At 58.2% G+C, this 13,957-nt stretch carries 6 protein-coding genes; all 6 read right to left on the bottom strand.

Annotated features, from left to right (window positions below):
- Positions 1 to 31: 31 nt before the first annotated feature.
- Positions 32 to 1,549, bottom strand: coding sequence for an autotransporter strand-loop-strand O-heptosyltransferase (locus NQF86_RS07305; RefSeq protein ID WP_266116973.1), 1,518 nt, complete (start codon positions 1,547 to 1,549; stop codon positions 32 to 34).
- Complete coding sequence (locus tag NQF86_RS07300) at positions 1,542 to 2,714, bottom strand: autotransporter strand-loop-strand O-heptosyltransferase (RefSeq protein ID WP_266116972.1); 1,173 nt, start codon at positions 2,712 to 2,714, stop codon at positions 1,542 to 1,544. The genes NQF86_RS07305 and NQF86_RS07300 overlap by 8 nt, the downstream gene beginning before the upstream one ends.
- A 72-nt stretch (positions 2,715 to 2,786) precedes the next feature.
- Positions 2,787 to 4,613, bottom strand: a complete 1,827-nt coding sequence (locus NQF86_RS07295; protein WP_266116971.1) for an AMP-binding protein — start codon at positions 4,611 to 4,613, stop codon at positions 2,787 to 2,789.
- Positions 4,610 to 11,170: a type I polyketide synthase gene (locus NQF86_RS07290; protein WP_266116970.1), complete on the bottom strand. Its 6,561-nt coding sequence runs from the start codon at positions 11,168 to 11,170 to the stop codon at positions 4,610 to 4,612. Before NQF86_RS07290 ends, NQF86_RS07295 begins: the two co-directional genes overlap by 4 nt.
- Before the next feature lie 66 nt (positions 11,171 to 11,236).
- Positions 11,237 to 12,748 carry a class I adenylate-forming enzyme family protein gene (locus tag NQF86_RS07285; RefSeq protein WP_266116969.1) on the bottom strand — a complete coding sequence of 504 codons (1,512 nt, stop codon included), beginning with the start codon at positions 12,746 to 12,748 and terminating at the stop codon, positions 11,237 to 11,239.
- A gap of 150 nt (positions 12,749 to 12,898) precedes the next feature.
- On the bottom strand, positions 12,899 to 13,876 hold the full coding sequence (locus tag NQF86_RS07280) for a glycosyltransferase (protein WP_266116968.1): 978 nt from the start codon (positions 13,874 to 13,876) through the stop codon (positions 12,899 to 12,901).
- Positions 13,877 to 13,957 lie beyond the last annotated feature (81 nt).

The following is a 13,957-nucleotide window of genomic DNA, read 5'->3' as shown; positions in this document are numbered from 1 at the left end:
GCCACATGACCAATACATGTTCAACGGACTATCAGAGTTTCCAATAAGCCTGATGCTTCACCTCATAACCCTTTTGCTTCATGAGCTGATCAGTCGCCTCGACCAGATCATCCGGCTGTGTCTCCGACAGGACCGGCGGTTTATAACCGTGATCCCTGCAAAGCCGTTTGATCGTATCAATAACATACGCCGTATTGATATTACGGGTACATTCAAAGGCCCGTGGTGTTCCCTTATGCCGTGGGCAGAAAAGATAGTCATCATGCTGGAATGGCGTCCGAATATCATGCCAGCAGCTATTACACCCGTGAACACTAAAGACCCTGTACGGCGTCTGGAACTCATTAATCGGGTCCGTAAAGCCACTAATCATGACAACCGGCGTCCCTACTGCCCATGCCAGCCATGAAAGCCCTGAAGACAGACCAACAAAAAACTCGGCATGTTTCAACCAACGGGCACGCTCTGTCAGGGGGCGTTCACCCGTTTCATCTTCCACACCATGCGGCAGGCAGTTCCAATGGCAGCTCCAGCCCACGACCGGGTCCTTATCGATGCAGATGACACGATAGCCCAGCTTCTTGAGGTACCCTACCGTATCGAGCCACCCGAACGGGTTATGCCACATCTTGCAAGCACAAGAAGCCTGCACAGCCACCACGACATAGGGTTCTTCTATCGGGCGGGTATCAGCCTCCTCGATATGCACCTTTGGACGGATTTCTGTCGGGTCTACTCCTAGAATCCATCCGGCTGTCCTGTGCAGACCAACCGCGCGGAAATCCCGTGGCTGCCATTCCCGTTCCTCATCACGAAAGAACAGCCCGATATAATAGCTGGCGTAAAACTCCTCCCGCACCTCATTGAACTCGCTTTCCTGGATAAACTTCATATCCGGGTAAGCAGGCCCCATGAGCTGACAGATCACCTCACTGGCAACGATGGTCATCTCACACTCATGCTGCTGGGCAAAACGCTCGGCATAGGGAATCCACCCCAGAGGGTCGCCCAACGTGCCAACCGGCAGGATAACCGCTACTTTTTTGCCCTTCGCATCAAAATGATGCGTCCAGACCAGCTCCTCACCATCAAAAAGCTCTATGACCCCCTGCATGAAGTATTTCTTGCGAGAACAGATATAGTCCCCTTCCCCCTGCTTGCCGTCATACAGACAAGTCTCGGTCCCAGCATCCCAGAAGCGCAGCCGCCACTGTTCCCCTTCTGGCATTCGTACCCTAATACCAGCATTAAAGTCATAGCGCAGGCCGTGCGGCCCCTCCTGCGTTGGCACAGGAGCAGCCTCAGGCAGGGAATATCCCCCTGCCTCTGGCGCCTTGTTCTTCTCCTCGACTGTGTAATCCGAAGACGAGGCAGAACCTTCCGACCCCGACACAACCACCGATGACAACGAGCTCTCTGAGGAACCACTTCCTTCCGGCTCAACGCCAGAACTCACGGTCTCCTCGGTGATAGGCAGCACAGAAGCGGGGGACGGAGGACGCAGCTCGACAATATCCTGCAGGACGCGCTCTGTTTTCTTGTCAGTCATTTGCAACGCCTCCAAACCCCGGAATCTTCTCAATGGTCTTCTTCACCTGCGTGAAAGAGATGGCCCGAGAGCACTCAAATATACGTTCTGTTCCCTTATGGCGCGGGCAGAAAAAAGGATCAGCCGCCTGCAGCTCGATATTCACGTCATTAGCGCAACCGTTACACACATTCCGGTTGATGATGCGATAGGGTGTTCGGAACTCATTGTAGGGCTCTGTATAGCCACTAATCATCACTACGGGCGTTCCCGCTGCCCAGGCCAGCCAGGCCAACCCGGATGATGTACCCACAAAAAACTCGGCATGTTTCAGCCAGCGGACACGCTCCGTCAACGGGCGGTCACCCGTTTCATCTTCAGTTCCATGCGGAATGTAACGCAAAGCCGTAGTGGGACCCGCCACCCGGCACTTATCGATACAGACAACCTTGTATCCTTTTTCTTTCAGGAAACGGACCAGATCGTACCAGCCCCGTGGGTTGTTCCAGTATTTGCTGAGGCCAGAAGCCTGAGCACCAATGCAGACATAAGGTTCCTCAAGGGGGCGCCCGCCCGGATCAGAAGTGACACGCGGTTTACGATCTTCCGGATCAAGCCCCAGAATATAAGCCCCCATATGGGAAAGACCGCTCTGGCGATAGTCATTTGGCTGACAAATGAACTCACGGTCACCAAAGAATACCAATACCTTATAATGAGCGTAATATTGCCTATCCCCCATATCATCTTCATCAATAAAACGAATATGAGGATACTCATCTTCAAACAGGGCGATCATTTCTTTCTTCACCAAGAAACTCGCCCGACAGCCATGCTCCTCCACAAAAGCAACGGCTTGCCCCACCCAGGCAATATGATCTCCCAGCCCGCCCATCTGCATCGTGATGAGCACCTCACGATCTTTCAGATCGCAGGTATGTGTGAAAACCTGCTCACCATCTTTCCAGATGATAATCTCAAACCGGACATAATAACGCTTATGGCTCTGCACCATCCCAGCGCCATTAAGCTCCTGCCGGAACAAGAGGGTATCTGTATCCACATCCCGCAACACAACGAGCCATTTTGCTCCTTCAGGCACCCAAACCCGGCACCCGTCATTAAAGTCGTAGCGGATACCCTCTGGACCAGCCTGCGTCAGGACGATCTTCTCATTTTCACTCATGACCACATTCCCCCGCCCATACATCTCGGCTCCAGGCCTGCCATCCACAGCCCTTCCACTCATCAATCCAGCTCATAGCGGTGTCTTTCCTAAAGCGAGAATCTCAACCCGCTGCAGCTCATCCGGGCCAAAATGCTGCTCCTGCACAACAGGCAAACGCCCTGCCGCCAAGGCCTCAGACGTAGCAGAAAGGCGGATTTTCCCGCTTGGTGTCCGGCAGACACCACCTTGCCGAACAAGCACACAACGCATCTGCTGAACCGGGCATATCCGCCCAATAGCCCGCGCCATGGCCGACAACAGAGCCTCATGATCGGGATTCTCCCTGACCTGCGCCAAAGACAGCTCGCCCATGGCACACAGCACACCCTCATGCCGGAACACCGCCACACTCCGGCTTGAGAAGACAGGACATGCTTGGCGAATAGCCTGTGCTAGATCATCCGGGTCATAGCGCTGTTCACCAACAAGCAGGCTATTTTCCATCCGGCCCGTCACGAACAAACGCCCTTTTAGAAGAAAGCCCATGTCCCGGCTGCGGAACCAGCGGCGCCCTTCCAACTCAAGACCAAAACGCTCCCTGTTTTCCTGCTCCCGATTCAGATAACCCGGCGTTACAGAAGGACCACTCAGCCACAGCTCACCCACCTGCCCTTCTGGCAGTGGCGTACCGCCTTCAGGATCAACGACAAGGACAGCATGTTCCTCAATCGCACGGCCACAATTGGCTATTACACGCCGATCATGCTCGTTCTGGGGTGGCTCTACCCGCCCCTCTGCCAGTCCGGAGCGGGAGAACGCATCAAAAGACACAACTTCCTTGCCATCCCAGCCACCACTGGTAATCATCAGGGTCGTCTCAGCCATGCCATAACCGGGTCGCAGAATGGGTTTCTCAATACCCAGCGGACAGTAGCGTTCAAAAAACCGCTCCACGGTTCCCTGTTCGATCATTTCCGCCCCGATGACGGACCATTTCCAGCAGGAAAGGTCCAGCCCCTCCAGTGCTGAATCCGGAACATGACGGGCCAGAAGCTCATAAGCAAAATTGGGGCCCGCTGAAAAACTGACACGATACCGGTCAATCGCCTGTACCCAGCGTTCCGGCTTGGCAATGAAATGTTCCGGCTTCATGAACCATGAAGCCCCGCCTGTCGCTACACCGAACATGACACCCATCAGCCCCATATCGTGAGACAGTGGCAGCCAGCTCAGTCCCAGATTGCCTGCCCAGAAATCACTGCGGATCATCAGCAGATAAAGATTGGAGCCCAGATTGCGATGGGTAATCTTCACGCCACGGGGCCGCCCGATGGACCCGGACGTATATTGCACCAGCGCAACATCATCCAGTTCCGCGGCATGGCGGCGATAGAGTGGCTCGGCACTCTCTGCGCCCTCAATGGGAATCCATTTCACCTTCCGGGCACGGCCCGCCGCCTGCCGCCGGAACCCCATCAGCGTATCCCTTGGCCCCAGAACCGCTACAGCCTCGGAATCTTCCAGAATGTCAAACAGACGTTCAACACTGCCAACCATGCTGGGATAGACGCCTGATACCGGCACCGTATTGGCATAGACACAGCCAAAGAAACCCGCCACGGCTGCCATGTCATTCTCGAAACAGAGCATGACACGGCCCCGCTCTGGCACGAAACGGTCCACCAGCCCCGCTACCCGGCAGGCCCATTCATGGGCCTGCCTGAATGTCAGAGACTCGGCGATGTCCAGATTTTCATCCAGAACGGCAAACTGCACCTGATCGGGCTTTTCCATCGCCCGAAAGCTCAGCATCTCGTCCAGTCGGTTCTCGTTCCTGTCCAGTATGGCCAGGCCGTTCTCATACTGTTCGATCGTGTAGCCGGACTTCTTGACCGTATGAAATGCCCAGGATGTCATGCCCCCCCCACGGCAGCCTGCGCCCCCTCAAGGGTCACGGAACCACCCTGCTGCACCATCATCACGGCCTGACGCAGCAGACTGCGGGCCATCTCGATGATGGTCTCATTGCGGGCCAGAAGCACGAGGGACACATCCACACCGAACTCGGACCGGATGGCCGTCTGAAGTTCCACACCAGCAAGAGAGTCGATCCCCAGCTCGGAAAGACGGGCACTGTCCTCGATCGATTCCGGGTCCACCTGCAGGACGGAACCAAGCTGCTGCTTGAGACGGAGCAGGACATAATCCAGACGCTCATTCTCCGGCATGTTCATCAGCAGCTGGACCGAGTCAGAAATGCCCCCCTTGCGGCTTTCCTGCTGCAGCAGGGTAAAGCGGGCGGATGGTTTCAGCCATGCCAGAGCGCCGAAGACCTGCACCCAGTTGAGGTCCACCAGAGACACGTCACTGCGGTCCACACCATAGAGTACCGGCAGATGCTTGAGGCAGTCAGCCGCCGTCATGGTCTTGATCCCGGCCACGTCAAACATGCGTCCGGCAGCATCGCTTTCCGTCAACATGCCAACGTCACCGATGGCCCCCCAGCCCACAGCCAGAGCAGGCAGACCCTGCTGACGGCGATTCTCGGCCAGAGCATTCAGGTAGCTGTTGGCAGCAATATAGCTGCTCTGCCCCAGATTGCCGATTTCCGCCGTGAAGGAAGAATAGAGCACGAAGTGATCCAGCTCCAGCCCACGCGTGGCTTCATCCAGTGCCTGCGCACCCAGAACCTTGGGCGCCATGACATGAGCCACATTTGCAGCATCCATCTTGCTGATGAGCTGGTCATCCACCACACCAGCCGCATGGAAGACACCCCGCAGGGGCATATCCTCACGGGCCAGCTTTTTGACCAGCTTGCTGACAGCCCCATTATCCGTCACGTCCAGACGGTGCGTCACGACCTTGCCACCAGCACTTTCAGCCAGCTTCTTCAGGGTGGCGATGGCTTTCTTCCGCTCCGGGTCTTTCGGCAGGGAGCGTCCCACCAGATGCAGCACACCAGCACCCTGAGACAGCAGATACTCCGCCGTCTTGAGGCCAAAGCCACCCATGCCGCCCGTAACCAGATAGGCCCCCTTGCGGCTGAAACCCGGCAGAACCCGTGGCAGCGGACGGGCCTTGAGACCACTCATGTCCTCATAGGAAATCATGATCTTGCCGATATGACGGGATGACATGAGGTAACGGAACGCCTCGGACGCTTCGGCAGCCTTGAAGATACGGGTCTGCGGGAAGGACAGCTTGCCCTGACGGGCCAGAAGCATGATCTCGTCCATGATGCCATAGAGCTTCTCATGCGGCATCATCCGGTCCATGTCGAAGGAGAAATAGGCCAGATTTTCATTGAAAGGCATCAGGTCCAGTGCCCGATGTTCCACAATGTCACGCTTGCCGATCTCCACGAAGCGGCCCATCGGTGCCACCAGCTTCAGGCTGTGCACCATGGCTTCACCGGGCAGGGAGTTCAGCACGACATCCACGCCACGGCCATTTGTGGCCTCACGGATACCATCGACAAACTCCAGCGTCCGGGAATCCCAGACCCCCGCACAGCCCTGCTCCCGCAGATACTCACGCTTCTCCGGGTTACCCGCCGTACTGTAGATCACGGCCTTTCTCAGCTTGGCGATCTGGATAGCAGCCTGCCCCACACCACCGGCACCGGCATGAATGAGAACGCTTTCACCTTCCTGAAGCTGGGCCAGATGGACCAGCGTGTAATAGGAGGTGACGAACACCAACGGCACACCGGCAATCTGCTCCAGCGGGAACTGAAGCATCTCCTCGGAGAGCGGCAGAGCACAATAGGCCAGCTCCTTCACACCCACGATGCGGCGATAGGAGAAGCTGTCTGGATAGACGAGGGCGAACAGGTCGCCCGGCTTCATGTTATCAACGCCCTCACCGACAGATTCGACCTCCACGACGCACTCAAGGCCGAGGTCGTCACCACTGAAGGTCCCTTCCGTCACGCTCTCCGGCAGGAGAGACATGGCCTTGAGAACGTCCTTGAAGTTGAGGCTGGCCATGCGGGTCCGAATCTTGACCTCACCCGGTCCCGGCTCCGGCACGGCAAAAGCCTGCCATGTCACTCCTTCCAGCGCACCGGACTTGCTGGACTCCAGACGCACGCCAATGGTGCCGTCATCCTTGCCGCCCATGATCTCTTCCAGCGGGATGGGCTGGGGTTCCGGCTCCAGCGGCGGGGACACCAGACGCTGTACCAGACGTTCAACCGTCTCGGCAGCAGGGGCTTCACCTTCTTCGGCCTTTCCGGCATCAGCCTTGGCGGCTTTCCCGGTCTTCTTCTCGGCAGGGGACTGCCCGGTTGCCGGGCGCAGCCAGACCGTGTCTTCTGACGGGTCTTCGAGAACGAGCTCGGCAGCGAGGTCTTCCAGCAGCTCCTCGACACCTTCAGCCGGAACGTCCACGCACCGGATGGCAAGGTCCATACGCTCGGCTTCCGCACCACGGAACAGCCCGTGATAGGCACGCTGAAGCGCCTGCGCCTGACCGGCCACATCATAAGCACCACGGGTCACGATGATGACCGGCAGACGCCGCTTGCGTCCCCGCATCGGCACACGCTGGAGCAGCTCCACACAGGCGGCCATATCTTCAAGGCACTGCTGGTAGTCATCCCCGGCCCGTGGGAACAGCACCAGCGCACGCTGCCTGTTCAGGAAGGGTTCCTGATCCAGCGTGTCGGCCAGCTCTTTCCCACTCAGCCCGGCGCTGACAGTCAGGTCAGCACCATTATCCTTCAGCAGTTCAGCGACCTGTGCCGCCAGCCCATCACCCTCGCCAAGCAGGGTAACGGCCAGCGGTTCGCTCAGCAGCACCTGCCGCTCGGCGCTCACCCAGTTCGGGGCATAGACCAGACGGGCAGCAGAAGACGCATCATTCCCGCTACGGGCCACACGGCGACAGCACAGACCGAGCACCTCGCAGAGAAGCTCGCCTTCCATCGTGTAAAGCCGCAGGTCAGCCACAATCTTGCGATGGGTCCGCAGGGTCGGCGTGGCCTTCACATAGGCACGATCCACCTTCTGCCCCATATAGCTGATGCGCTCGATGGCCGCCGGAACATACACGTCCTTCTGTTCCTCAAACGGGAAGGCACCGATGAGCGCATGCATGGCACCATCCAGAAGGGCCGGATGCAGATGATAGTCTTTCAGCGTGGCTGCCTGTGCCTCGCCAAGCACCACTTCGGCGACAGAATACCCCTCACCACGGTAGAGGTTACGCATGGTCTGGAAGGCCGGACCATAATCCAGCCCCATGGCTGCGAAAGCCTTGTAAACCTCAGCCCCTTCGAAGCGGGTCGTCCCTGCACACAGGGCCTTGAAATCAAAGTTCCTGTTCTTCTCGGAAGCCGCACACCATGGTGCTGACTGAAGGACCGTGGCCTGCCCGTGAGCCTGCCAGTCACCGTTCCATGAGACCGTTTCACTGTCGAACACGAGGCGGCGGGTTGTCATGTCGAAACGCCACATGACAACAGGCGCCTGCCCTTCCTGCACGACCAGCGGCGTGTTGATCGTCACTTCCTCAATCACGGCCGGGGCCTTGGCCTCCAGCTGGGAATGAGCGGCCAGAGCGGCCTCAATATAGGCAGCAGCCGGGAACAGGGCCATGCCATGGACCTTATGGTCCATCAGCCACTCCATTGACACCACACCAATATCTGCACGCCATGCCCGGCTTTCCAGCAAGCTCGGCGTACCAAGAACAGGATGGACCTGTTCATCCAGACGGTCACGGCGGGAGGCTTCCGTCTCCAGCCATGCCTTGTTTTCCACTTCCCAGCGATAAAGCGGCAGTTCTGTCCGTTCCGGGCGCAGAACATAGCGCCAGTCCGGTTCTGCTCCACTGAGCGTCAGACGGATGAGGGCCCGCAGCAGACCTGCCGCATCATCCTGCTTACGCCGCAATGTCGGAATGACAGCCACTTCATACCGGCCTTCCTCAGCACAGCCTGTCACGGACGTACCCAGAACGGGGTGAGCAGCCAGCTCAAGGAAGACAGCATAGCCATCTTTCAGCATGGCCCGCATGGCATCATGGAACAGCACCGGCTCGCGGGCATTGGCATACCAGTAGGCCGCATCATGCCGTTCGTTTTCTTCCCATACCTTGCCCGTGACGGTGGAATAGAGCGGAACAGTCGGTGCCTTCGGTTTGATATGTGCCAGAGAGGACAGCATCTTCTTCTCGATCGCTGCCATTTCCGGGCTGTGATAGGGCACGTCCACTTTCAGGAAGCGGGCAAAGACGCCTTCCTTCGTGCAGCCTGCCTCCAGAGCCTCCAGCTCCTTGCGGGGCCCAACCACGGTGCAGGATTCACTACTGTTGATGGCCGCAATGGTCAGCTTGCCCTTGAAGGCTTCAAGACGCCCTTCCAGCACGTTGCGGCTCATGCCAACGGCCAGCATGGTACCCTTGCCTGCCCGTGTCGCCTGCAGGCGGCTGCGATGATAGATGACCGTCACGGCATCTTCCAGCTCCAGCGCACCGCTGACATAAGCCGCAGCAACCTCACCCACACTATGGCCGATGATGGCACCCGGCATCACGCCATGACGGGTAAAGAACGCTGCCAGACAGACCTGCACGAGGAAGATGGCAGGCTGGGCGACTTCCGTCTCCTGCACGCGGGACTTGGATTCAGGCTTCAGCAGTTCCTCCCGCAGGGACCAGCCAGCCAGTTTCACGAACAGCTCATCGCAGCGCTGTGCCAGCGCACGGACATCTGCCGGGCCTTTACGCAGAAGGTAACGACCCATCCCCCACCATTGCGGCCCCATGCCGGAGAATAGGAAGACCGGCTTCACGGCCTCATCCACAACGGCCTTGCCCGTAAACAGGGCCGGATGTGTCTTGCCTTCGGACAGGGCCTGAAGGGCCTCATGCGCCTGCACGACCTCATTCTCACCCTGCTCCGGAAGAATGACAGCCCGCTGACGGAACCGTGCCCGATATTGCGCTGCGGAGAAGCAGAGAGCCTCCCATGTGCTCCGCTCGGCCTTGCCCTCATCCAGCCTGCTGGCATAGGCCCCGGCCATGTGCCCCAGAGAGGCCTCCGAGAACGCACTGAGCAGCAGCGGCACCCGCCGCATGAAGCCAGTCGGGCGGACGCCTTTCAGCCTGTGTTCCCGGACAGCCTTGCGCCGTGCTGAATTCCGCTCCGTTTCCGTCGGGCGGCGCAGCAGGGCCACCGCATTGGTGCCGCCATAGCCGAAAGAATTGACGACCGCATAAAGCCGGTCACGCTCTGGCAGAGGCGTTGCCTCACCCTGCGCCACCTGAACACGGTAATCATCGAACGGAATGGCCGGGTTCAGCTCCTTCAGGTTGGCCTGACCGGGCACCTTGCCATGTTCCAGACACAGCATGGTCTTGAGCACGGCCACACCACCCGCTGCCGCTTCCATATGGCCCAGATTGGCCTTCACGGAACCGATGAGCACCTTCTGGCCCTCGGGCTGATACTGGCCGATGGCCTGTGCAATGGCCTTAACCTCGATCGGGTCACCCACCGGTGTCCCCGTACCATGGGCCTCAACATAGGCCACATCCTGCGCTTCGACATTGGCACGACGCAGCACGTCACGGATCAGCGTTTCCTGAGCATCGGCGTCCGGCATGGTCAGCACTGGCGTGCGGCCATCCTGATTCACACCGGAACTGCACACAACGCCCCGAATGTCATCACCATCCCGCATGGCGTCCTTCAGACGCTTGAGCATCAGAATGACACAGCCTTCGCCACGCCCATAGCCATCCGCATCCGCCGCGAAGGACTTGGACCGGCCATCCTTGGCAAGGAAGTGCCCCTTCGTCATGAGCATGGCCGTCTGCGGGGAGGCCATGAAATTCACGCCACCAGCCAGAGCCACATCACACTCACCAAGACGCAGGCTGTTGCATGCCTGATGCAGCGCCACCAGAGAGGAGGAACAGGCCGTATCCATGGCGATGGCTGGCCCCTGCAACCCGAACACATGGGCAATACGGGCCGCATACATGGTCATCCCGGCGGAGACGGCTGCAAACTGGTCCCGGATCTGCGACTGCATGAAGGGACTGCCACACTGGACAAGCTGATCCTGCGTGAAGCTTCCCATGAAGACACCGGTACGGGTGCCTGCCAGCGAACTGGCGATGACGCCTGCGTTCTCCATCGCACGCCACGCCACACCCAGAAGAAGGCGCTGCTGGATGTCCATGACCATTCCCTCACGCGGGGAAATGCCGAAGAAAAGCGGCTCGAACTGATGGTCATCCGGGTTCATGAAGTGACCATACTGCATGGTCGTCTTGCCCGGTGTCTGGTCCACCGGGTCATAGAACCGCTTCCGCCCCCAACGATCGGCAGGCACGGCCACACAGCCATCCCGGCGCTCCAGCAGGAACTGCCAGAGAGCTTCCTTGTCCCCCAGTCCGGCAGGCAACACACAGCCAACGCCAATGATGGCAATTTCATCGGGATTATATGTCTGGCTCATCGTGATTCCGTTCCTGTTTTCGATCGTCTCGACAGCTATTTTCACTATTTCGGGAAGGGCCCTACGTTACCGGGGGTCCAGCTCCTGGCGGATATAATCTTTTAGAGAAGCCTTCAGCCGCCCCCTATCCACATGACCTTCTCTTGTCCGGGGAATTTCCGGCACCCAGACCATGGTCACAGGCGGCAGGGCCACATAACGCTGGCGCAAGCGGGCCGAAAGTGCCTCACTGTCAAATGCCTCATGAGACACAAGAGCGGCATAGAACTGCTCTGTCCCCCGCCTGTTCTCTAGCGTGAACACACCAACATCCCTGATGCGAGGTTCGGAACGCAGAATCTCCTCCACCACGCCAAGGTCAAACTTGGCACCGCCAATATTGACAAGAGAATCCACCCGCCCCCGAAGCTGCAACGCCCCCGTAGCGGAGAACGTGCCCAGATCACCTGAATAGAACCATCCATCACGAAAACGGCGAGCCCCGGCCGGGCTGTCATCCAGATAGCCACGCACGACACCACCACCCCGAATGCGTATCTCCCCCACTTTTCCAGCGGGGAGCCTGTTCCCTTCGGTATCCACGACTTCCACTTCAACCCACGGCAGAGGAGGACCAACATCATCATCAGCCTGCCGCTTCTCTGCAGCAATGGCAGCTACGATGCCACACTCATCCGTGCCGTACACAACCTGAACATGTGGCGTGAAACGCTCTTTTGTCCGGGCCAACGTACCGGAAGACAACTTCCCGCCCACCACGCTGAGATAAATGTGGTTCACCGGCTTCATTCCCGGTGGCAGTGCCCTCAGAAGATGCTCCAGATGGGCTGGTGTCATCACAATCATCAGGGCAGAGGCCTGCATGACTTCAGCACCGATATTCTGGGAATCACTACTCCGCAATGTCGTACCACCAGCCAGAGCCGCCCCCGCCATGAGGAACCCGCTCAAAGACTGGGGTCCAATTGAACAGAGCAGCTGCGGCTTCTCCGTCATACGGGTGCGGCGGCTGGTATTACGGGCAAAGAACTCCGCCATATCGTGATAGATCAGCCGGTGCAGTTGAGCCTCCACCTCGGCAAAGCTCAGCTCCATCAGATGGAAGTCACGATCCGTTCCGCAGGCCAGAGCTGCCCGACAGGGGGCTGAACGATCCACCGGCACAGGCGGGTAATAATGTGACGCATTATCCCGCTCCACACCATCCAGCACTCTATCGAACCAATCATCTTTCAGTACAAGCCGCCCTTCACCGGCTGGCATACCGCCAACACCATGAAGAATGATAAGGTCAGGCTGGAGTACAGCCAATTCTTCGGCAGATACTTCGCCATTCGGCAAGGAGGCCGTGGTCAGTCCCAGCCTTCCTAGGGCAAGGGTCAATGCCCAATGCCGCCATGTATCGGGACACTGCACCGCCACACGCCGGGGGGTAAGATTCCGCAACCCCTCCAGCGCACGGGCCAAACGACTGACTGTTGCCTCCAAAAGGGCATAGGAACGATGGCGGGAGAGGCTGCCAAATGCCGCAGCTTCACCAGCGCAGCGGGCATTGTATGCCACAAAACGATCCAGCATCTCCGCATCCTCCTATACGCCATGACATGAAACGGTCCACCTAGCCCGAACCAGTAGACCCATATATTAATGAATGGCTTTTATATCGTTGATGGGCGATGAAAACATCCCTACAGAATATTTTTTTCCTGACGGTCGTTAATCTTCCCGTTAACCTTCCTGCAATAGCTGACCGTAAACCTGCCGCAACTGCTCACTGACCCGTTGCGGGCCGTAAGCCCGTGCTGTCAGACGCCCCTGCTCCACCTTCTTCATGACGGCCGGATTTCCAGTCATGAAGCCGGACAGGGCCGTGGCCAGAGAGTCCACAACCCCTTCCATATCTTCCGGTGAATGCCAGAACCCATTCTGCGGTGTCGCATAATCCTGCCCACCGCCACCGTGATACCCCACCACAATGCACTCTGATGCCATGGCCTCCAGCGCCATGACACCAAGAGATTCCAGTCTCCCCAAAGACAGGCAGACCGCCGACTCTCCCAACAGAACAGCCACCTCATCTTCGCTCTTTTCCTGCAGAGACACCCGGCTGACATCCGCAAATTGCGGGTATTTCAGCATCAGCATCTGAAAGATCACCTGTGCGTAATCAGGGAGCGGCTCCTGCTGGCGCCACTTCCAATGAGCCACAACAATCTGAAGCTTCTTGGTGCGAGGACGGAACACAGACCCATCCACAACAGGAGATGTCACGGCAGGTGGCGTTTCCAGCCCCAGAACGGTCTGAAGCATACGGCCAGCATACGCCCCCGGGGCCAAAACACGCCGCACACCCCATTCTTCCAAATTCTGGCGGGATGGCTGGTAAGTGAAGAAATAATAGGGATTCTGGCAGAAAATGACCTTCTTTCCCCGGACAGACGCCCGGATCATCTCCGCATACCATTCACGCAGCGTCTCAGGGAAAACCAGCACATCCTGTGCCGTAAGGTCTGTAATCATTGAACAGACCATCGGACTGACGAGAGACACCATCTCCCGCCCCAACCACGGGGGCGCCCCACCGGGCTGAATGACCTGTACCTTGAACCCCTCACGCTGCAACATGAGCGCATGGCGGTATGTGGTCTTTATCCCACCCGAAATACAGTCAAGGGGATAGCAGTTCAGAAAAATGATACGCCCCATCCGGCAGCTCTCCCCCAACTGTTCTTCATATGGCCGCTACGCCCATCGGATCAGCAACGCGTACCCCATATTAACATGAAG

The sequence above is a fragment of the Bombella pluederhausensis genome (assembly GCF_026385525.1).
In the GTDB taxonomy this organism is placed as follows: domain Bacteria; phylum Pseudomonadota; class Alphaproteobacteria; order Acetobacterales; family Acetobacteraceae; genus Bombella; species Bombella pluederhausensis.
This window is presented reverse-complemented; position numbering and strand designations above follow the sequence as displayed.